We start from the raw sequence: 22,007 nt of genomic DNA, 5'->3' as shown, positions 1-22,007 counted from the left end.
CTCCCCAGAACATGTCCAGCGTCGCACCCACCGTCTCCGTTGCCTTGTGTACCTGGCAGGGTGAGCGCCATGTCGCCGCCCAACTGCGCAGCATCGCCGCGCAGAGCGTACTGCCGACACAGGTGGTGGTGGTCGACGATGCTTCTGCCGATGGTACCTGGGCCGTGCTCCTGCACGAGGCTGAAGCGCTGCGTGCGGCCGGCATCGAGGTGGTGCTGCGGCAGCAGGAGCAGAACGTCGGTTACGTGCGCAATTTCGAAACCGCGTTGTCGGCCTGCAGCGGCGACATCGTCTTCCTGTGCGACCAGGACGATGTGTGGCATGCGGACAAGGTCGCCACCTTCCTGCAGGCGTTCGCCGCGCGGCCCACGGCACAACTGCTGCACAGCGATGCACGGCTGGTCGATGCGCAGGGCCGGCCGCTGCCGGCAACCCTGTTCCAGGCGCTGTCGATCAGCCGCCGCGACCTGGACCGTGAACACCGCGGTGAAGGCTTCGAGCTGCTGATGGGCCGCAATCTGGTGACCGGCGCCGTGACCGCGCTGCGGCGTGGCCTGATCACGCAGGCGCTGCCGGTGGCCAAGGGCTGGATCCACGACGAATGGCTGGCGCTGGTGGCGGCGGCAAGCGGTGGCCTGGACAGCATCGAAGCGATCACCACCGACTACCGGCAGCATGGCGACAACCAGGTGGGCGCGCGCCAGCGCGGGCTGCTGGAGCGGGCCGTGGGCAGTGGTTCCGCGCGCCGCACCTACCTCGCGGCGGCGTTGGCCCGCCTGCGCTCGTTGCAGGAGCAGGCGCGGCTGGGCCGGCCGGCACTGGATGCCGCACAGTTGGCGACACTGGACCAGCGTCTGCGCCATGCCGAGGCGCGGGCCTGCGCGCCAACCCGGCTGCCGTCCCGCATGCTGCACATCGCCCGTGAGCTGGGCAGTGGCCGCTATCATCGTTTTTCCAACGGCCTGCGTTCGGCGGCCAGCGACCTCGTGCAGGGAATCCAATGACTTCGCAGATGCCGGCAGCGCGTGCTGCCTTCGACGCGCACCGCGTCTGCGCCGTGATCGTTACTTATGGCCCCGATCCGGAGTTGCTGCGGCGGGTGGTCGACAGCGTGCTGCAGCAGGTCGGGCATCTGGTGGTGTTCGACAACGGCAGCCGAGGTGTGGATGTGAAAGCGCTGCTGGGCGCGGCGCCCGGCATCAGCCTGCTGGCCTCGCCGCACAACGTCGGGCTCGGCAGTGCGCTGAACCGGTCGTATGAGCAGGCGCAGTCATTGGGGTTCGACTACGTGCTGCTGATGGACCAGGACAGTGTGCTGGAGCCAGGCATGGTCGACGTGCTGGGCACCGCGCTGGTCGAGCTGGCGGGCAATGAGCGGATCGCTGCGGTGGGACCGCAGTTCCGCGACGCACGCAGCGGCATGCTGGCCCCGTTCGTCCGCTTCGGCTTCCCCTTCAACCACAAGCTGCGTGGCGGCCCGGGCCAGCGCATCTCCTGCGACTTCCTCATCACGTCCGGATCGCTGGTGCCGATGTCGGCGCTGCGTGACATCGGTGCGATGGACGAAAGCCTGTTCATCGACAACCTGGACATGGACTGGTGCTTCCGCGCCAAACGCAGTGGCCACGCGCTGTACGGAATCTGCGATGCGCAGATGAGCCACAGCATCGGCGAGGAACTGCTGCCGTCGCGGGCGAAGCCGGACGGCGTGATCGTGCACAAGCCGTTCCGCCTGTATTTCATCATGCGCAACCGCGTGCTGCTCTACGGGCGCGCCTATACGCCGCGGGTCTGGATCGCGCAGGACGTGCCACGCCTGCTGCTGAAGCTGGTGGGCAACGGGCTGTTCCTGGCGCCGCGCTGGATTCGGTTGCGGTTCATGTTGAAGGGGCTGTGGGACGGCATCCGCGGCCGGGCCGGTCCGCTGCCGCCGGGCCATCGCTGAACGGACGACCGATCGAACCTGTCTTGGGGAAAGGGCTGGGGTAGACTCCGCTGACGCCCCTGCCATGCTTTTCCCGTGCCCCGACGCTACGATTCCGACGACCACGACGATTTCGACGACGACGACCAGGAGGGCGGCAGCTCGCCCTGGCGACGCAGGCTGATCACCTGGAGCATGGCAGCGGTCGCACTGGGACTGGGTTTCCTGATCCCGTACACCCTGTACCTCAACCAGCAGGTGACCCAGCGTTTCGGAGAGCTGCGCTGGCAGATCCCGACCCGTGTCTACGCCCGCCCGCTGGTGCTGACGCCCGGCAAGGCGATGGATGCGGCGACCCTGAAGACCGAACTGGCCGCGTCCGCCTACCGCGATGACGGCGAAGGCAGGGAGCCGGCCACCTACGCGGTGAAGGGTGGCCGCTTCGTCATTGCCAGCCGTGGCTACGCCGACGTCGATGGCCGGGTGGCCGCACGTCGCGTCGAGCTGTCGCTCGCTGGCGGCACCGTCGCGTCGCTGCGCGATGCCGACAGCCGCAAGGCGCTCAAGGCCGCCCGCCTGGATCCGGCACGCATCGCCACGCTGTACGGCCAGAAGCAGGAAGAGCGTCGCCTGATCCGCATGGACGAGGCGCCGGACCTGCTGGTGACCGGCCTGCAGGCGGTGGAGGACAAGGACTTCAACCGCCATCACGGCATCGACCTGTCGGGCATCGCCCGTGCGGTCTGGGTGACCGTCCGTTCCGGCGGGCAGAGCCGGCAGGGTGCGTCCACGCTGACCCAGCAGCTGGCCCGCAGCGGCCTGCTCGGCATCGGCAAGGAGCAGACCCTCACCCGCAAGTTCAATGAAGTGCTGTATGCGTTGATCATGGAAGCGCGTTACGACAAGCGCACCATTTTCGAGGCGTATCTGAACCAGGTGTACCTGGGCCAGCGCGGCAGCCAGGCGATCCATGGCATGTCCTCCGGCGCCGAATTCTGGTTCGGCCGCGACCTGTCGTCGCTGGAAACCGAGCACATCGCGCTGTTGATCGGCCTGGTCAAGGGCCCGTCCTACTACGACCCGCGGCGCAACCCGGAACGGGCGCTGGATCGTCGCAACTTCGTGCTGGGCAAGCTGCGCGAAGCGGCGCTGATCGACGATGCCGAATACCAGCGGGCGCTGAAGGCTCCGCTGGGGGTGCCGAAGACACCGGGCCTGGTCGCCGCCAACCGCTTCCCGGCCTATGTCGATCTGGTCCGTCGCCAGCTCGGCCACGATTATCCCGAGTCCGCACTGCAGGGCGCGGGCCTGAGCGTCATGACCGGCATGTCGCCGTCCGCGCAGGCCTACGCCGAAGGCGCTGTGACCCGTACCATCAAGTCGCTGGAGAGCAAGCGCCGTCCCGAGCTGCAGGCCGGCATGGTGCTGACCGACGTGCATAACGGCGACGTGCTGGCAGTGATCGGCAGCCGCGAGGTCTCCGAGGTCGGCTTCAACCGCGCCATCGAGGCGCAGCGCCCGGTCGGCTCGCTGCTCAAGCCGTTCGTGTACCTGCTGGCGCTGGCCCAGCCGGACCGCTACTCGCTGGCGAGCTGGGTTGACGATTCGCCGGTGACCGTCCAGTTGAGCCGTGGCCGCAACTGGAGCCCGGGCAATGCGGACAACCGCAGCCATGGCACCGTGCGGCTGATCGATGCGCTGGCCAATTCCTACAACCAGGCCACGGTGCGGGTCGGCATGCAGGTCGGTCCAGAGCGTGTGACCCAGCTGATCCACGTGCTGGCCGGCATCAAGGCCGAACCGAATCCGGCCGTGATTCTCGGCTCGACCGACCAGAGCCCGTATGCGATGGCGCAGCTGTACCAGTTCCTGGCCTCGGGCGGCGAGATCCAGCCGTTGCACGCGGTGCGTGGCGTGCTTGATCCGCAGGGCAAGCTGCTCAAGCGCTATGACAAGTCGCCTGCGCCGGCACAGGAAGGCGATTCGATCGCGGCCAACCTGATCAGCATCGGCCTGCAGCAGGTGGTTGCCAGCGGCACCGCGCAGCGCCTCAACGCAGACGGCCTGGGCCGCCTGCAGCCGGCCGGCAAGACCGGTACCACCAATGATGGCCGCGACAGCTGGTATGCCGGCTACACCGGCGACCACCTGGCGGTGATCTGGATGGGCAACGACCAGAACGAGCAGGCCGGGCTGTATGGCGCCACCGGTGCGATGCGCGTGTGGTCGGGCATCTTCCAGCGCCTGCCGAGCGCGCCGCTGCGGGTCAGCAACAAGGGGCTGGACTGGCAGCCGATCGCCGCCAGCGGCACCAACAGTACCGATGAGGGCTGTCCGGGCGCGCGGCGCTTCCCGTTCGTGGTCGGCTATGCGCCGGCATATGCGCCCTGCGCGCCGGCGGTTTCGCCCGAAGCCCAGGACGGCGCCGGCAGCGAAGGCGGTGGCTGGCGCAGCTGGTTCGGCCTGGATCGCAAGCCGGAACCGGCGGAAGAACCCGCAGCCGCGCCGGCGGCGACCACTCCTCCTCCGAGTCGATGAATCCGATGACGCTTCGAACTTTCCTGCATCCGCTCACCCTGGCCGGCCTCACTGTGGTGCTGGCCGCCTGTGTCAGCAGCGCGCCGCCGGTGGTCAAGCCGGTCGCCGCTACCACCACGCCGGTGCAGCGCCTGGCTGCGGTCGAAGCGGCGGCGGGACCGGATGACAAGGAACTGTCGGTGCAGCCGCTGCGCGATCCACAGGTTGAGGATCTGCGCCAGACCGCGCTGACGCAGCGCCAGGCCAACGATCTGCCGGCCGCCGCCGCCAGCCTGGATCAGGCGCTGCAGATCGTCGCCGCAGACCCCGCAGTGCTGCAGGAGCGGGCCGAAATCGCCCTGCTGCAGGGCAAGTGGTCGGAGGCGGAGACGTTCGCGCGCAAGGCCATCGATCTGGGGTCGAAGACCGGGCCGCTGTGCCGGCGCCACTGGGCGACGATCGAGCAGTCACGGCTGGCGCGCGGGGAGAAGGAGAACGCGGTGTCGGCGCATGCACAGCTGGAAGGGTGCACGGTACCGGGCATCAAGCGGTACTGAGGTATTCCCCTCCATCGGGCGCGTCACACGCCGCGCGGGCCGCGGGCGAGAACAGAAAGATCAGAAGCCGGTCGCGCGCTCGCGATGGGGTCAGAGCCGTTTTCCGAAAGGAAACGGCTCTGACCCCTTCCAGTTCAGTCGAGCAAGCTCGACGCTACAAACGGGTGCCGGGCAGCGCCCGGCCCGGTATCCTTTCCGTCTGATGTCCGACCTTGTTTACGCCAGCCGCGAAGCACTCAGCGCAGGCGGCGCGCTTGCCTCGCACCTGGATGCCTTCGTCCCGCGTCCGGCACAGCTGCGCCTGACCGAGGCCATCGCCGATGCGCTGCAGCAGCGCGACCTGCTGCTGGCCGAGGCCGGCACCGGTACCGGCAAGACGTTCGCCTACCTGGTGCCGGTGCTGCTGTCCGGCCTGCGCACGATCATTTCCACCGGTACCCGCGCGCTGCAGGACCAGCTCTACCATCGCGACCTGCCACGCGTGCGCCAGGCACTGGGGGTCGGCCTGCGCAGCGCGCTGCTGAAGGGGCGTAGCAATTACCTGTGCCGTTACCGCCTGCAGCAGGCGCGTGGCGAGCCACGCTTCTCCAGCCCGGAGCAGGCGGCGCAGTTCCAGCGCATCCTGGCCTGGTCCGGTCGTTCCGAACATGGCGACATCGCGGAACTGGAAGGCCTGGCCGATGACTCACCCTTGCTGCCGATGGTTACCTCCACCGTCGACAACTGCCTGGGCACCGAGTGTCCGTTCTGGGATGACTGCTTCGTGGTGCGCGCGCGGCAACGCGCTCAGGCTGCGGACGTGGTGGTGGTCAACCATCATCTTCTGCTGGCCGATCTTGCGCTGAAGCAGGAGGGCTTCGGAGAGCTGCTGCCGGGCGCACAGGCCTTCGTCATCGATGAGGCGCACCAGTTGCCTGAACTGGCAGCGCAGTTCTTCGGTGAGGGCTTCGGCATGCGACCCTGGCAGGAGCTGGGCCGGGACTGTCTGGCCGAGGCGCGCTGTGTCGGTGGCGCACAGTCAGCGCTGCAGGCGCCGGTCGATCATCTGCAGGAGGCACTGCGTGCGCTGCGCTCGGCAATGGATGGCCTGCCATCCCGTGGCACGCAGTGGCGCGCACTGGCGATGCCGCAGGTGCGCGATGGCTTTGATGCGGTGATGACCGGTCTGGTGAATCTGGAGCAGGCGCTGCAGCCGCTGCGCGAAGCCGCCGCAGGCCTCGATGCCTGCCACGCACGTGCGCGCGAGGCGGTATCGCGTCTGGGGCGATGGCTGGGCGATGACGAACCGGCGCTTGATTTCGATGCCGACCCTGCGCAGGCGGCGAGCGCCGATGTGCTCTGGTACGAACTTACCCCGCGCGGATTCCGCTGCCAGCGCACGCCGATGGATGTGTCCGGTCCGCTGCGTGAGCATCGCGAGCGCAGTCGTGCCGCATGGATCTTCACGTCGGCGACGCTGACCGTCGGTGGTGGCTTCGATCACATCGCCCGCCGGCTCGGCCTGGATGATCCGCAGACACTGGTCCAGTCCAGTCCATTCAACTGGCCCGAGCAGGCACTGTGCTACCTGCCCGAAGGCCTGCCCGATCCCGCCGCGCGGGGGTTCGGCACCTCGCTCATCCAGGTCCTGCGGCCGGTGCTGCAGGCCTCGCAGGGCCGTGCATTCCTGCTGTTCGCCTCGCACCGGGCCCTGCGCGAAGCGGCTGAGGCGCTGCGCGATGGGCCGTGGCCGCTGTTCGTGCAGGGCGAGGCGCCACGCGCCACCTTGCTGCAGCAGTTCCGCGATTCCGGCAACGGCGTGCTGCTGGGCTCGGCCAGTTTCCGCGAAGGGGTGGACGTGGTCGGCGAAGCATTGAGCGTCGTGGTGATCGACAAGCTGCCCTTTGCCGCGCCGGACGATCCGGTCTACGAGGCGCGGCTGAAGGCGATCCGCAGCCAGGGGGGCAATCCGTTCCGCGACGAGCAGCTGCCGCAGGCCGTGATCGCGCTGAAGCAGGGCGTCGGCCGGCTGATCCGCAGTGAGAGTGATCGCGGCGTGCTGGTGCTGTGCGACCCGCGGTTGCTCAACCGTGGCTATGGCCGGGTCTTCCTCGACTCGCTGCCACCTTTCCGCCGTACCCGCAGTCTGGCCGATGTGCAGTCCTTCTTTGCGCCACAATGGCACCCCGCCACCGATGCTGGGGCGCCGGACGCCCCTGTGGCGGCCACGCACCCCGCCCCGGGTGGCACGTTCCCCCTGTTCTGATCCGACCCGATGAAACTGCTCGCCTTTGAAACCGCCACCGAAGCCTGTTCCGTTGCCCTGCACGTAGACGGGCAGGTCCTGGAACGCTTCGAGATCGCCCCGCGCCGGCATGCCGAGCTGAGCCTGCCGTGGGCCGACGCGCTGCTGGCCGAGGCCGGTATCAGCCGCCGCCAGCTCGATGGCATCGCACTCAGTCGTGGTCCGGGTGCCTTCACCGGGGTGCGCCTGGCGATCGCCCTTGCCCAGGGCATCGCACTGGCGTTGGACCGTCCGCTGCTGCCGGTATCGACCCTGCAGGTGCTGGCGCTGCGTGCGCCGGCAGAAGAAAGGCAGATCCTGTCGGCGATCGATGCACGGATGGGCGAACTCTACGTCGCGCGTTTCAAGCGCGTGGACGGCCTGCCGATGCCGTGCGATGCAGAGCGGGTGTGCGCACCGGCCGCAGTAGCGTTGCCGGACGATCTGTCGGTGTTCGGTGTCGGCACGGGATTCGGTGCGGCCGAGGGCGCGCTGGTCACGCAGCTGGGGGCGGGCCTGCGGGGGTTTGACGCCGCGGCGCTGCCGCGGGCATCGGACGTGCTGGCGTTGGCGGTGCCGGCCTTGGCACGTGGCGAGGGCATCGCGCCGGAGAGGGTGGAACCGGCCTACCTGCGCGACAACGTGGCCTTGACCCTGGTCGAGCAGCAGGCCGCGCGCGAGGCCAAGGCGAAGGCCAACGGCTGAGCCTGCACAGACGTACCTGCGGCGTCCCCGCCGCCCGGCACCGCCCCGCCAGGCGTCACTACACTGACCGCCGCTTTTGCTGTTGACGTTGCTGTTGCCTTCAGCGGGTCCCGGGCCGCAGGCCCGGGCAACACCCCCTACCGGTCGTCGCGCAGTTCGCCGCCGGGCAGGAACACCCACGTGCGGGTGACCTGCAGGATGTCGATTCCGTCCTCGGTACGCGGCAGCGGCGGGAACGGCTGTGCCAGCGTCACCACCCGCAGCGCGGCCTCATCCAGCAGCGGTGTTCCGCTTGAACGCAGGATGCGGCTGCTTTCCACACTGCCATCGCGACGCACGCCAACGCTGATGACCACCTGGCCGCCGAGACGGCGTTGCCGTGCCTCGTCCGGATAGTTCAGGTTGCCCACCTGCTCGGCGCGGTCGACCCAGGCGCGCAGGTAATTGGCATAGGCATATTCGCGCGTGCTGGCCGAGACGAATTTGCGGTTCGGTCGCTTGGCGTACTGCGCCGAGCGCAGGTGGACCTCGGCTGCCAGCCGCGCCATCTCCGCATCGCGCTGCTCGCGTGCGGTCATCGGTGCGTCCGGCACCGGTTCCAGTGGCGTTGGCTGGGCCTGCGCACGTGCCACCGTGTCCTGGCCATTGCGGCTGCTGACCACGCGGGCCTGCGGCGGTGGCACGGGCGCTGCGGATTGCTGCTGCTGTGGCACCGGGCTGACCCCGGCCTGGGCCTGCGGCACGATCCCGGCCTGGTTGTCGCGCGGACGCTGCGCGCGGTCGTGGTCACCGCCGCCTTCCTGGCTGGCGGCGGCCAGGAAGTCCGCCTGCTTCGGCGTCAGCGCGGTGCGGGTCTGGCTGAAGATCACTTCCAGCGTGGGCACCAGTGGGGCCTCGCCCTTCACGGCGAAACCCACCCCCAGGATCAGCAGGACGTGGACCAGCACCGACAGGGTGAGGGTGGCACCCAGCCGCTGCGCTTCGCGCGGCGGCGGTGGCAGGACGGCGGGTGCGGCGGGCATCAGTGCAGGCCGGCCTCGAGCGCGTCGAACAGCGTGCCGGCGATGTTCAGGCCGTACTGCGCGTCCAGTTCGCGCACGCAGGTGGGGCTGGTGACGTTGACTTCGGTCAGGTAGTCGCCGATCACATCCAGGCCAACGAAGCGCATGCCGCGGCGCTTCATTTCCGGTCCCACCTGCGCGGCGATCCAGCGATCGCGCTCGCTCAGCGGACGGCCTTCGCCGCGCCCGCCAGCGGCCAGGTTGCCGCGGAACTCGTCGCCCTGCGGAATGCGCGCCAGGCAGTAGTCGACCGGCTCGCCGTCAATCAGCAGGATGCGCTTGTCGCCGGCACTGATGTCCGGGATGAACTTCTGTGCCAGCGCCAGCCTGCGTCCGCCGTCGGTCAACGTTTCCAGAATCACGTTCAGGTTCGGGTCGCCCTGGCCGCTGCGGAAGATCGAGCGCCCTCCCATGCCATCCAGGGGCTTCAGCACGGCCTGGCCATGTTCCAGCGCGAAGGCCTTCAATGCCTTGGCGTCGCGGCTGACCAGGGTCGGCGGACAGCACTGCGGGAACAGCAGCGCGGCCAGTTTTTCGTTGTAGTCGCGCAGGCCCTGCGGATTGTTGACCACGCAGGCGCCGGCCGCAGCGGCCACGTCCAGCACCTGGGTGTCGTAAACGTATTCGGCATCGACCGGCGGATCCTTGCGCATCAGCACGATCTGGCCGGGACCGAACTCGGTCCGGCTGAACCCGCCCAGCTCGTACCAGCCGGCGGGGTCGTCGCGGACCCGCAGCGGGGCGGTCTGGGCCACCGCCACGCCACCTTCCAGGGCCAGTCCGCCCGGCCGCACGTAGTGCAGGGCATGGCCGCGGCGCTGGGCTTCCAGCAGCATGGCGAAGGTGGTGTCCTTGGCGATCTTGATGTGGGCGATGGGGTCCATCACCACGATGACGTTCAACGGCATGGGCGCACCTGTCAGGCAAGGCGTTGATGGTAGCGGCAACGCCCGCCGTGCGCCTCCCTGCCGCGATGCAACGCTGCGTCCGTCCGCCGGGCCGCGCACCGTATGCGAACCCCGTCACGTTCAGCCCGGTAGCACGGCCCGCGTGATGGGCCGGCCTTGAAGCGGGCGCGGAAAGTGCGATATAGATACGCTTTCGTAGCGGCCCCCGCCTGAGACCGGGCCGTGCGCTTGGGGATAGGCAATGACTGAAAACACGACTGCGGGCGGGGAACTCGCAGGACTCCGGGTGATGGTCATCGATGATTCGAAGACCATCCGCAGGACTGCGGAAACGCTGCTCAAGCGCGAAGGCTGCGAGGTGGTCACCGCCACCGACGGCTTTGAAGCGCTGGCGAAGATTGCCGACCAGCAGCCGCAGATCATCTTCGTCGACATCATGATGCCGCGTCTGGATGGCTATCAGACCTGCGCGCTGATCAAGGGAAACCAGCTGTTCAAGGCGACCCCGGTGATCATGCTGTCGTCCAAGGACGGCCTGTTCGACAAGGCGCGGGGGCGCATCGTCGGGTCGGAGCAGTACCTGACCAAGCCTTTTACGCGCGAAGAACTGCTGGGTGCCATCCGCACATACGTCAACGCCTGACCAGGGGGGAAAGGCACAATGGCTCGTATCGTCCTGATCGAGGATTCACCGACCGACCGCGCGGTGTTCACCCAGTGGCTGCGCCGTGCCGGCCACGAGGTGCTGGAAGCGGACAACGCCGAGGATGGCCTGCAGCTTGTCCGCGACCAGGTGCCGCAGCTGGTGCTGATGGACGTGGTCCTGCCGGGCATGAGCGGTTTCCAGGCCACCCGGGCGATGGCCCGCGACGCCGCGACCCGGCACATCCCGGTCATCATCGTCAGTACCAAGGCGATGGAGACCGACAAGGCGTGGGGGCTGCGCCAGGGTGCGGCCGACTACATCGTCAAGCCGCCGCGCGAGGATGAACTGATCGCGCGGATCAACGAACTGGTGGCCTGATGCGCTCGCCTTTCGACATTCTCGAAGCCTACGAACGGCGCAGCCTGGCCCATGCGGTGCAGCTGCCGGGCCGGCAATTCGTCCAGGACCTCTGGCGAGGCGTCGGCTATCGCGTCGGCCAGCGCCGGCTGGTGTCCGATTTCCGCGAAGTGGTGGAGATCGTGCCGATGCCGCCGGTCACGCCCGTGCCCTGCGCGCAGCCCTGGCTGCTGGGCGTGGGCAACCTGCGCGGCAACCTGTTCCCGGTGGTCGACCTGAAGTACTTCCTGGAAGGCACACGCACCGTGCAGCAGGAAGGGCAGCGCGTGCTGATCATGCGCCAGGCCGGCGGTGACGTCGCACTGACCATCGACGAACTGTTCGGCCAGCGCAGCTTCGAAGCCGACCAGCAGATCGAGGCCGGCAGCCTGGCCGAGGGTCGTTACGGGCACTTCGTCGAGCGCGGTTTCCATGCTGACGGCCAGGACTGGGGCGTGTTCTCGCTCTCGCTGCTGTCGCGCACTCCTGAATTCCGGCAAGCCGCGGCCTGAGGCCGGGCATCGCCCCCTGCACTGAAGATCGAGGTTGAACGATGAGTACTGCTTCGGACGCCACCAAGACCGGCAAGCTTCGGCTGGGCGGCAGCAACCTCTGGCTGGCCCTGCTGCTGGCATCGATGATCCTGTTCGGCGTCAATACCGGCGTGGCGACCTGGCAGGGCAGCCGCCTGGCCGATGCCGGTTCCAAGGCCGCGGACCTGCAGGTGCTGTCGCAGCAGCTGGCCAACCAGGGGCGTGACGCGGTGGGCGGCAATGCCCAGGCGTTCACTGCCTTCAAGGCCACCCGCAACGCGATCGAACAGAATGTCTCGACGCTGCAGGGGCGCTACGGCAAGGAACCGGGCGTGTCGCGGGCGATCTCGACGCTGGGTGAAACCTGGGCGCCGCTGGGCAAGCAGGCCGGGCAGCTGGTCGCCAGCGAGCCGGCGGTGCTGGCCCTGGCCGGCAATGCCAACAACTTCACTGGCGCGGTGCCGGGGCTGCAGGCGCAGCTGAACGAGGTGGTGCGCGCGATGTCGGCTTCGGGTGCACCGGCCGCGCAGGTATACAGCGCGCTGCAGCAGGTCGTGGTGGCCGGCTCGATGGCCCGACGGGTCACCGAAATGCGTGCGGGCGGCTCTTCGGCGGCCGCCGCGGGCGACGCACTGGCGCGTGACATCACCGTGTTCTCGCAGGTGCTCGACGGCCTGCGCAACGGCAACGAGGAACTGGGCATCACCGCAGTGCGTGGCCCGGCCGCCGTGGCCGCGCTGGAGCAGTCGCACACCCAGTGGCAGGCGATGAAGGCCGATGCCGATGCGATCCTGGCCAGCTCGCGCCAGCTGTTCGCCGCGCAGTCGGCGGCCACCGCGCTGGGCCAGGGCTCGGCGCACATGCTGGATGACAGCCGCAAGCTGTTCGAAGCCTTCTCTTCGTTCGGCTCGGTGTCCGATACCCGCCTGTTCCCGAACTTCTGGATCGGTGTAGCGTCCGGTGCGCTGTCGCTGATCGCGATCATCGGTTTCGTCTCCACCAACGTGCGCAGCCGCTCGCGTGAGCAGGAGCTGCGCTACCAGACCCAGGTGGAGTTCAACAGCCGCAACCAGCAGGCGATCATGCGCCTGCTGGACGAAATCTCCTCGCTGGGCGAGGGCGACCTGACCGTCAAGGCGTCGGTGACCGAGGACATGACCGGCGCCATCGCCGACGCGATCAACTACGCCGTCGACGAGCTGCGCCACCTGGTGACGACCATCAACGACACCTCGGCCAAGGTCGCGCTGTCCACCCAGGAAACCCAGGCGACGGCCATGCAGCTGGCAGAAGCAGCCGGCCACCAGGCCAACCAGATCACCTCGGCCTCGGACCGCATCGGCGAAATCGCAGCGAGCATCGAGCAGGTTTCGCGCAACTCGGCCGAATCGGCCGACGTGGCACAGCGCTCGGTGGTGATTGCCGCCGAGGGTGCCGGCGTGGTCCGCGAGACCATCCAGGGCATGGACCAGATCCGCGACCAGATCCAGGAAACTTCCAAGCGCATCAAGCGCCTGGGTGAGTCGTCGCAGGAGATCGGCTCGATCGTGGAACTGATCAACGACATTTCCGAACAGACCAACATCCTGGCATTGAATGCAGCGGTGCAGGCCGCGTCGGCGGGCGAAGCGGGCCGCGGCTTCGCGGTCGTGGCCGACGAAGTGCAGCGCCTGGCAGAGCGCACATCGGGCGCCACGCGCCGTATCGAGAACCTGGTGCAGGCCATCCAGGCCGACACCAACGAGGCCGTCACCTCGATGGAACAGACCACCGCCGAAGTGGTGTCCGGTGCACGTCTGGCCGAAGACGCCGGTACGGCACTGACCGAGATCGAGCGCGTGTCCAATGCACTGAACACCCTCATCAAGAACATCTCCATCGCGGCCCAGCAGCAGTCCGCAGCCGCGTCGGACATCACCCGCACGATGGGCGTGATCCGCCAGATCACCGGCCAGACCTCACAGGGTGCCGGACAGACCGCGGAGTCGATCGGCCACCTCGCGCAGCTGGCTGCCGACCTGCGTCGTTCGGTCGCCGACTTCAAGCTGCCGGCGTGACGCGGGCAGGGCGAAGAGCAAGGAACCCGTCGATGAAGCATTTCCATTCCCCACGCCAGATCCAGCGCGGCCTTCGCGCGGCGGCGACCGGAGCCTGTCAATGAGCACTCTGCGCGATGCGATGAGCCACGCAGCGCTGGGTTGGGTCAAGCCCGAGCTGGACGAGACCCTGCGCCAGGTGCGCAACGAGGTCGAGTACTACGCCGAGGATCCGTCCGATGCCAGCCGCATGCGTATCTGCGCCGGCCACCTGCACCAGGTGCAGGGCACCCTGCGCATGGTCGAACTGTACGCCCCGGCAATGGTGGCCGAGGAGCTGGAGCAGCTCGCCAATGCGATCGGCAGCGGCCAGGCGTCTGATCGCGACGAGGCCTGCGCCACGCTGATGCGCGGCAGCGTGCTGCTGCCCGACTATCTGGAGCGCCTGCAGAACGGCCACCGCGACATTCCGATCGTGCTGCTGCCGCTGCTCAATGACATCCGCGCCGCGCGCGGTGCGGCCGGCATCAACGAGAGTGTCCTGTTCGCGTTCGCTCCCGACAGCGTCACCGCCACCGAAGCCGAGCTCGACCATGCTCGCGGCAGCCTGAGCGGGCGCAACCGCGAACTGCTCGATACGGTCGGCAGCGCGGTGAAGGAAGAGCTGCTGCGCATCAAGGATGCGCTGGACCTGCATCTGCGCACCGGCGGTGCAGCGGAACAGCTGCAGACGCAGGCCGACGAACTGGGGGCCGTGGCCGATACGCTGGGCATGATGGGCTTGGGCGTGGCCCGCGGCGTGGTCGTGCAGCAGCGCGACGCGCTGCGCGGCGTGGTCGAGGGCCGCCAGCAGATCGACGAGAACCTGTTGCTGGACATCGCCGGCGCGCTGCTCTACGTCGATGCGTCGCTGGATGACCAGGTTGCCCATCTGGGTGCGGATGGCAGCGGCGAGGATGACCCTGCCGCCGTGGAAAACCGTCGTACCGTCGAGGTGCTGGCACACGAGGCCATCGCCAATTTCGCTGCGGCCCGCGAGCACTTTGTCGCGTTCATCGAAACCAGCTGGAACCACGCGGAACTGCAGGACGTGCCGCGCCTGCTCGGCGACGTCGCCGGTGCACTGCGGATGCTCGACCTGGGGACTGCCGCCGACTACCTGCGCGGCGTCCAGCAGTACATCGACGCCGAGCTGATCGGTCGCCGGCGTGTGCCCAGCGGGCGCCAGCTGGATACGCTCGCCGACGCCATGGCCAGCCTGGAGTACTACCTCGAAGCCCTGCGTGATCGTCGTCCGGGCCGTGAGGACATTCTGGAGATCACCCGCAGCAGCCTGGAAGCGCTGCGCTACTGGCCGCTGCCGGAGCGCGCCGCGATCGACGAGGCGCCGCAGGGCGTGCAGGCGGTCGAGCGCGAGGCGGTAGACCTGCAGGTGATGCCGTTGCAGCCCGGCCATGTCGACATCGATGTGAGCACGGCCGCGCCCGCCGTCGGCAGTGTGGCTGCCGCCTTGCCGGACTTCGTCTTCGATCCGCCGCCGGCACCGCCAGTGACCGACAACGGGCTGATGTTCGGTGGGTTGTCAGCACCGGTCGCGGTACCGGGGACGACGCCCGATGCGGGTGGCTCGCTGGTGTTCGCTGCATCCAGCGCACCGGCCCCGGCCGTGCCGCAATGGGACCTGGCGGCTGTAGAGGTCGGTGCCACGCACGCGGATGATGCCCATGCGCCGGCCTTGGCCAGCGACGAAACGATCGATCCGGCACCAGCCGAGGCGCCGCAGTGGACGCTGTCCCAGGTGGACGACATGGCGGATGCACCGTCGGTCTCCGGCGACGACACAGTGACGTTCGCGTCCGGATCCGGTACCCCGGATATCACGTCGGCGCCGGTATTCGATCCGGTGGCCGCCGAGCATGGCGCCGCGGACGTGGCGGCTGATGAGGTCGTATTCCGTTTCGACGCCGGTGCACTGGACAACGCCGACGACGTGCTGTCCCTGCATGCGATGGAAACGCTGGTGCTGGAAGACGACGCAGACCTGCATCCGGTGCTGGACATCGATGATGCGGAGCCAGCGGATCCGATCACCCTCGCCGCGGACGCATCGCCTGCCGCAGACGCAGTACCGGCAGTGGCCCTGATCGAGATCGATACCATCGCACCGATCGATTTCAGCGAGGCCGATGCCCGGTTCTTCGCTGAACTGAGCGCCGCCGCGCAGGACTTCAACCCGCGGGCGATGCCATCGGCCGCCGACGCGCCGGTCGCGATCACGGCTGCGTCCGAAGCGGGCTTCGATGCCGGCTTCGACGATGATGCGGAGAACATCGACGAGGACATCCGCGAGGTGTTCCTGGAAGAGTTCGACGACGAGCGTGCCAACCTCGGAACGCTGCTGCCGGCATGGCACGCGCAGCCGGACAATCTGGACCGGCTGCGGCCGATCCGCCGCATCTTCCACACCCTCAAGGGCAGCGGCCGTCTGGTCGGTGCGCGGACGCTGGGCGAGTTCGCGTGGAAGATCGAAGGCATGCTCAACCGTGTGCTTGACGGCAGCCGTCCGGCCACGCCGGCGGTGCTGGCGATGGTTGATCACGCGCATGCCGCCTTGCCGCAGCTGAGCGACGCACTGCGTCATGGCCAGCGCATCAGTGTCGATCTGCAGGCGATGCAGGCCGTCGCCGATCGCGTGGGTGCCGGCGAAGAGACGTTCTACGTGCCGCTGCCGGCTGCGGCGCCCGCACCGGTGGCGCCGGCGGCGGAAGAGGGCGAGGACGAGATCAGCCGCATTCTCGAAGCGGAAGCGGCGACGACAGACGACGCCGGGAACGCGACCGCGGTCGAGGGGACTCCGGCCAATATCGACAGCGTGCTGCGCGAGATCCTCGAAGCCGAGGTGGAGGTCCACCAGGCAACCCTGCAGGCGTGGCTGCGCTCGGCGCAGCAGGCACCACAGCCGGTGAGCGATGCGCTGCTGCGCGCCGTGCACACCATGAATGGCGCCTTCGCGATGACCGAGGTGCCGGAGATCACGGCGGTCACGGGCGGCGCCGAATCCTATATCAAGCGGGCCCTGGCTGCCGATGTGGTGCCGGGCGACGAGGGCGTTGCTGCGCTCGACGCGACCGCGCAGGCCATTACCGCGACCATGGAAGCACTGCAGGCGGAGCAGCCGCGCATTGCACCTCAGCCTGCGCTGGTGCAGCGCCTGCAGACCCTGGCCGGCGAGCTGCCGGAAGCGCGCTGGCCGCTGGTGGGGCTGGATGACGAAGAGGCGCTCGCGACCGATGGAGAGCCTGCGCACGAGGTGGACGCGCCGGTTCCTGCCGAGGCGCAGAGCGACATCGACGCCGACACCAACGCCGGGATCGACAGTGCACCTGCTGACACCCATGACGTGCCCGCAGCCGATCCGGCGAAGGACGGACTGGACGTGGCCGAGCTCACGGCCAGTGATGACCTTTCGCGCTACTTCGACGCCGGCTGGCCGTCGCTGGGCGGTACCGGACAGGAGGCCGCAGCCACGCTGCCGCCGGTCGCGCTCGCTGCCGATGAATCCGCAGCGGAAGTGTCATCGGCGGTCGCCGATGCGCCCCCCGCGCTGGCCGAAGACGCCGCGCTGACAGGCGCGGACGACCTGTCGCCGTACCTGGACGCCAGCGCGCTGCCGGTCGACGACCGTGATGCGGATGAGGCGGCGGACGCCGCTGCGTTCACCGAAACGATCGACCTGAATACGTCGTGGGATGACGTGGAAGGGTTCGATGCGAGTGATGACGCTGCTGCACTGCCACTCGACAGCACGCTGTCGAGCCTGCAGGATGACATGGCTGCGCCGGGTTTTGCGGAACCGGTCACATTGGAAGCTGCGCTCGAAGCCGGCCTGCATGTGATCGACGAAGAGCAGACTCCGGCCGACGACGGGCAGTGGTCCGTGCTCGGCCTGCAGGCCAGCGAACTCGCGCCGGGCGAGGCGGATGCCTTTGCCGAGGATGCGGACGTCGGCGGGGAGACGGCGGTCGGTGAAGGAGAGAGCGCCGACCCGCCGTCCCCGGCGACGGTGAATGCCGGGGAGTCCCTTGCAGAGCCTGCGGTCGATCCGCAGCCGGCAGCCGCGCCGCCGTCGCCGTTCTTCGAGATGGAAGACGCGCCGGGCCAGGGCAGCGGCGCTGCCGGACCGGGCGGTTCCACGCCGGTCGAGGGTCCGGTTGCCGAAGATGACGTGCCGGCACACGAGCCGATCGAGCCGATGCCGGAACCGGAACCGGAACCGGAACCGGAAGGCAGCGTGGGCGAGGAGCCTGCCGATCTGCTTGACTTCACCGTGTATGACCGCGAGCTGGTCGACATCTTCGTCGAAGAAGGCAAGGACCTGCTTGATCACTGCGATGGCCTGATCAGCGAGCTGCGCGATGCGCCGCAGGACCGCGAAGTGCTTGCCGGCCTGCAGCGTGACCTGCATACGCTGAAGGGCGGCGCACGCATGGCCGGCATCAACGCCATCGGCGACCTCGGCCACAGCATCGAATCGCTGCTGGAGGTGGTCGCGGCGGGGCGCACCGAGATCGAGCGCCGCGACGTGCAGCTGCTCGAGCGCGGTTTCGATCGCCTGCACCAGCTGCTGACCCGTACCGGCGAGCATCGTGTGGTGGAACCGGCGCAGGACCTGGTCGATGCTTTCGAGGCACGTACCGCCACCGATCCGGCAGCGGCTGCCGCCGTCGGCACGGCTGGCCCGGTGGAGACTGAAACCACCGTCGTACCCGCGAACGTTGCCCTGGTCGATGCACCGCTGTCCGCGCCGTTGCCGGTCGAAAGCACGGTCGAGGACGATCCGCTGGCACGTCCCCAGCAGGAGCAGGTGCGCGTGCGCGCGGATCTGCTCGACCGCCTGGTCAATCACGCAGGTGAGGTGGCGATCTACCGGTCGCGCCTGGAGCAGCAGCTCGGCGCCTTCCGCGGCGCGATGGGCGAGCTTGAACGCACCAACGCGCGTCTGCGCGACCAGCTGCGTCGCCTCGACCTGGAGACCGAAGCGCAGATCGTTGCCCGCTACCAGCGTGAGCAGGACCAGGCCGACCAGAAGTTCGATCCGCTGGAACTGGACCGCTTCTCCACCCTGCAGCAGCTCAGCCGTGCGCTGAACGAGTCCGCCGCCGACCTGGGCGGCCTGCAGGGCGTGCTGGACGATCTCTCGCGGCAGTACGATGCCTTGCTGCAGCAACAGTCGCGCGTCAGTTCGGAGCTGCAGGATGGCCTGATGCGTGCGCGGATGGTGCCGTTCGACGGCCTGGTGCCGCGTCTGCGCCGCGTGGTGCGCCAGGCCGGCATCGACACCGGCAAGCAGGTCCACCTGACCCTGGAAGGCACCCATGGCGAACTGGACCGCAACGTCCTCGACCGCATGGTCGCGCCACTGGAGCACATGCTGCGCAACTCGGTGGCCCATGGCCTGGAGGCGCCGGAGCAGCGCCGTGCCGCCGGCAAGCCGGAAGAGGGCGAGATTGCCATCCGCCTGCATCGCGAAGGCTCGGAAATCGTGCTGGACGTGGCCGATGACGGCGCCGGTCTGGATCGGGAGGCGATCCGTCGCCGCGCGATCGACCGTGGCCTGCTGGCCGCCGACGCGCAGCCTGCCGATCACGAACTGGACAATCTGATCTTCGCATCGGGCTTCTCCACCGCCGACCAGGTCAGCCAGCTGGCAGGCCGCGGCGTGGGCATGGACGTGGTGCGCAATGAAGTGCGCCAGCTGGGTGGCTCGGTCGATATCCAGTCGGTGCGTGGCCAGGGCGTGCGTTTCACCCTGCGCCTGCCGCAGACGCTGGCCGTCACCCAGGCCGTGTTCGTGCAGATCGGCGAAACCACCTTTGCCGTGCCGGTGGCTTCGGTCAGCGGTATCGGCCGCCTCTCGCGCGAGCGCTTCGAGGCCGCCGACAGCAGCTATCGCTACAGCGGCGAAGACTATCCGCTGTACGACCTGGGCAGCCTGGTCGGCCAGGCACCGGCACGTGCCGAGGGCCAGGCGCAGGTGCCGCTGCTGCTGGTCCGCGCCGGCGACCTGCGAGCTGCCGTGGCGATCGACCAGGTGCTGGGCAACCGCGAAATCGTGGTCAAGCCGGTCGGCCTGCAGATCGCATCGGTGCCGGGCATCTACGGTGCCACCATCACCGGCGATGGCCGTGTGGTGGTGATCCTGGACGTGGCGCCGCTGGTGCGTCGTTACCTGGCCAACCCGACGCCGCCGGTGCTGGTCAATGCGCCGCGTCAGGAACGGCAGGTGCCGCTGGTGATGGTGGTCGACGACTCGCTGACCATGCGCAAGGTCACCGGCCGCATCCTGGAGCGCCACAACTTCGAGGTCAGCGTCGCCCGCGATGGCGTGGAGGCGCTGGAGCGGCTGGAGGAGCGTGTTCCCGACCTGATGCTGCTGGATATCGAGATGCCGCGCATGGACGGCTACGAGCTGGCCACCGCGATGCGCGCCGACCCGCGTTACAGGGACGTTCCGATCGTGATGATCACCTCGCGCAGCGGCGACAAGCACCGGCAGCGCGCTTTCGAGATCGGCGTCCAGCGCTACCTGGGCAAGCCTTATCAGGAGCTGGACCTGATGCGTAACGTGTACGACCTGCTGGGGATCGCCCGTGTCCGAGAGTGAAGCCGCCAACCCGGCCGTCGCCCTGCTGGCCCGGCCTGGCGCGGCGCGTGAGCGCCTGCGCGAAGCGCTGGCGCACGCCGACGTGCAGATCGTGCTGGAAGACGATCCGAATGGCCTTGAACCGCAGGCGCTGCATGACGCGCGGCCGCAGTTCGTGGTGATCGCACTGGAAGCGGCGGTCGAGGACGCCCTGGAACGCCTGGAACCGGTGCTGTCCGCACCCGGCCTGACCCTGGTGTTCGACGAGGCCGAGCTGGCCGCGCGCCGGAACGGCTGGGAGGCGCAGCGCTGGGGGCGTCACCTGGCCGCCAAGCTGCATGGACACCAGCAGGTGCTGCCGCCGGGCGCCGAGGACGAACCGGCCCTGCAGCTGGAGCCAGGCCGTCCTGCGCCGCCACCTGCGCCGCAGGAGGCAGCGCTGCAGACGCACCTGCAACAGGCACACCGCTGGGCCGACGACGTGCCAGCCGATGGCCTGTACGCACCGCCGGCGCAGCTGCATGAACCGGTCGCGTTCGAACACGCTCTGGCCGCGCTGCAGCCGATCGTGCCCGAACCGCCGGAAGCGCCGGTCGCACGGACAGAACCCCCCGCGGCACCGTCGGTGGCGTTCGATCACACCGCGTGGTCGCTGGTGGACGAGTCGGCCGATGCCGCCACCCCGGCGTACGCCGCAGCGGAGGTCGAGGCGCGCTCATCGTCGTTCGATACCGACCACCTGAGCCTGGTCGACCTGGATGCGGCCGCCCCGCCCGGCGCACGCGCGGGCGCGCTGCTGGTGCTGGCCGGGATCGGTGGCCCTGATGCGTTGCGTCGCCTGCTGGGCGCGCTGCCTTCGGCATTGGCGGTGCCGGTGCTGGTGCACATGCGCCTGGATGGGGGCCGCTACGGCAATCTCGTCAAGCAGATGGCGCGTGTCTCGCCGCTGCCGGTGCAGCTGGCCGAAGCCGGCCAGCGCGCCACGCCCGGGCAGGTGCATGTGCTGGCCGATGACATCGGCGTCCGCGCGGCCAGCGACGGTCTGCATTTCCTGACCGACGCGCAGGGCATCTCGATTGCCGCGTTGCCGGCCCAGTACACCGCACTGGTACTGCTCAGCGGTGCCGATCTGGGCCATGTCGGGCCGGCGCTGGACCTGGCTGCCGCGGGCGCGTGGGTGGCCGGGCAGGTGGGGGAGGGATGCTACGACCCGGCCGCCGCCACCGCCGTGGTCGCCGCCGGCATGGCCGCTGGCGAACCGCAGGAACTGGCGCAGATCATCGCCGCGCGCTGGGGCGAGGGTGACCACAACGGAGAAGCTCCATGAGTTACGCCAGCAACGATGAAATCCGTGGTGTCCTGATCCAGGCCGGCAACGAACGCGTGCTGCTGCCCAATGCCACGGTGGCCGAAATGATGTCGCGGGTGCCGGTGCAGCCGGTGGCCGACGCCCCCCGCTGGCTGGTCGGCGAGATCGCCTGGCATGGCTGGCAGGTGCCGCTGGTGTCATTCGCACGGCTTTCGGGGCTGGGGGACGAGGCAGCCGGTGTCCACAACAAGGTGGTGGTACTGAAGGCGCTCAGCGGCGATCAGCAGCGGCCGTATTACGCGTTGCTGACCCAGAACTTCCCGCAGTTGATCTCGGTGCCGCGCGATGGCCTGCTGGCCGATGCGTCGGAGGAGACCCTGCCGCAGATCGTGCACATGCGCGTACTGCTGGGTGAGCAGAGCGCGCTGCTGCCGAATCTGGACGCACTGGAAAGCGCGCTGGCTTCACTGGCGGCCTGAGGCCGCCCCCCGGACACAGGCCGCCGGGCA

At 68.8% G+C, this 22,007-nt stretch carries 15 protein-coding genes; 13 read left to right on the top strand and 2 right to left on the bottom strand.

Translation table 11 applies throughout. The annotated features are described in order from the left end of the window. The first annotated feature begins 11 nt into the window (after positions 1-11). From N8888_RS14385 to tsaB, 6 genes are all read left to right on the top strand, one after another. The gene (locus N8888_RS14385) at positions 12-1,004 is read left to right on the top strand and encodes a glycosyltransferase family 2 protein (protein ID WP_263175385.1); all 993 of its coding nucleotides are present in this window, start codon (positions 12-14) and stop codon (positions 1,002-1,004) included. After that, positions 1,001-1,945 carry a glycosyltransferase family 2 protein gene (locus tag N8888_RS14380; protein ID WP_111186726.1) on the top strand — a complete coding sequence of 315 codons (945 nt, stop codon included), beginning with the start codon at positions 1,001-1,003 and terminating at the stop codon, positions 1,943-1,945. The genes N8888_RS14385 and N8888_RS14380 overlap by 4 nt, the downstream gene beginning before the upstream one ends. A gap of 75 nt (positions 1,946-2,020) precedes the next feature. Beyond that, positions 2,021-4,462: a penicillin-binding protein 1B gene (mrcB, locus tag N8888_RS14375; protein WP_065174782.1), complete on the top strand. Its 2,442-nt coding sequence runs from the start codon at positions 2,021-2,023 to the stop codon at positions 4,460-4,462. Then, entirely contained in the window at positions 4,459-4,998 is a 540-nt protein-coding gene (locus N8888_RS14370) for a hypothetical protein (protein WP_065174783.1), read from the top strand. Before mrcB ends, N8888_RS14370 begins: the two co-directional genes overlap by 4 nt. A gap of 202 nt (positions 4,999-5,200) precedes the next feature. Continuing rightward, positions 5,201-7,243 carry a DNA repair helicase YoaA gene (locus N8888_RS14365; protein ID WP_263175381.1) on the top strand — a complete coding sequence of 681 codons (2,043 nt, stop codon included), beginning with the start codon at positions 5,201-5,203 and terminating at the stop codon, positions 7,241-7,243. 9 nt (positions 7,244-7,252) lie between these two features. Beyond that, positions 7,253-7,966 (top strand): tRNA (adenosine(37)-N6)-threonylcarbamoyltransferase complex dimerization subunit type 1 TsaB, encoded by a 714-nt coding sequence (gene tsaB / locus N8888_RS14360; RefSeq protein WP_263175380.1) that lies wholly within the window; start codon positions 7,253-7,255, stop codon positions 7,964-7,966. Between the two features lie 137 nt (positions 7,967-8,103). On the opposite strand, the gene N8888_RS14355 is transcribed toward tsaB, so the two are convergent. Then, on the bottom strand, positions 8,104-8,988 hold the full coding sequence (locus tag N8888_RS14355) for an energy transducer TonB (protein WP_053518928.1): 885 nt from the start codon (positions 8,986-8,988) through the stop codon (positions 8,104-8,106). Beyond that, positions 8,988-9,935: a glutathione synthase gene (gshB, locus tag N8888_RS14350; protein ID WP_263175378.1), complete on the bottom strand. Its 948-nt coding sequence runs from the start codon at positions 9,933-9,935 to the stop codon at positions 8,988-8,990. The genes N8888_RS14355 and gshB overlap by 1 nt, the downstream gene beginning before the upstream one ends. A gap of 241 nt (positions 9,936-10,176) precedes the next feature. Between gshB and pilG the strand changes: the two genes are divergently transcribed. The 7 genes from pilG (at position 10,177) to N8888_RS14315 (ending at position 21,977) form a co-directional block, all read left to right on the top strand. Continuing rightward, positions 10,177-10,578, top strand: coding sequence for a twitching motility response regulator PilG (gene pilG / locus N8888_RS14345; RefSeq protein ID WP_005418455.1), 402 nt, complete (start codon positions 10,177-10,179; stop codon positions 10,576-10,578). 18 nt (positions 10,579-10,596) lie between these two features. Beyond that, on the top strand, positions 10,597-10,959 hold the full coding sequence (locus N8888_RS14340; RefSeq protein ID WP_053518925.1) for a response regulator: 363 nt from the start codon (positions 10,597-10,599) through the stop codon (positions 10,957-10,959). Beyond that, complete coding sequence (locus N8888_RS14335) at positions 10,959-11,489, top strand: chemotaxis protein CheW (RefSeq protein ID WP_053518924.1); 531 nt, start codon at positions 10,959-10,961, stop codon at positions 11,487-11,489. The genes N8888_RS14340 and N8888_RS14335 overlap by 1 nt, the downstream gene beginning before the upstream one ends. A 41-nt stretch (positions 11,490-11,530) precedes the next feature. Next, positions 11,531-13,567, top strand: coding sequence for a methyl-accepting chemotaxis protein (locus N8888_RS14330; RefSeq protein WP_053518921.1), 2,037 nt, complete (start codon positions 11,531-11,533; stop codon positions 13,565-13,567). Positions 13,568-13,667: 100 nt separating this feature from the next. Then, complete coding sequence (locus tag N8888_RS14325) at positions 13,668-20,210, top strand: Hpt domain-containing protein (RefSeq protein WP_263175346.1); 6,543 nt, start codon at positions 13,668-13,670, stop codon at positions 20,208-20,210. Then, entirely contained in the window at positions 20,197-21,516 is a 1,320-nt protein-coding gene (locus tag N8888_RS14320) for a chemotaxis protein CheB (RefSeq protein ID WP_263175344.1), read from the top strand. Before N8888_RS14325 ends, N8888_RS14320 begins: the two co-directional genes overlap by 14 nt. Further along, complete coding sequence (locus N8888_RS14315; protein ID WP_053518915.1) at positions 21,513-21,977, top strand: chemotaxis protein CheW; 465 nt, start codon at positions 21,513-21,515, stop codon at positions 21,975-21,977. The genes N8888_RS14320 and N8888_RS14315 overlap by 4 nt, the downstream gene beginning before the upstream one ends. Positions 21,978-22,007: the final 30 nt, after the last annotated feature.

It is taken from the genome of Stenotrophomonas maltophilia (assembly GCF_025642255.1).
GTDB classification, from domain to species: domain Bacteria; phylum Pseudomonadota; class Gammaproteobacteria; order Xanthomonadales; family Xanthomonadaceae; genus Stenotrophomonas; species Stenotrophomonas maltophilia_P.
This window is presented reverse-complemented; position numbering and strand designations above follow the sequence as displayed.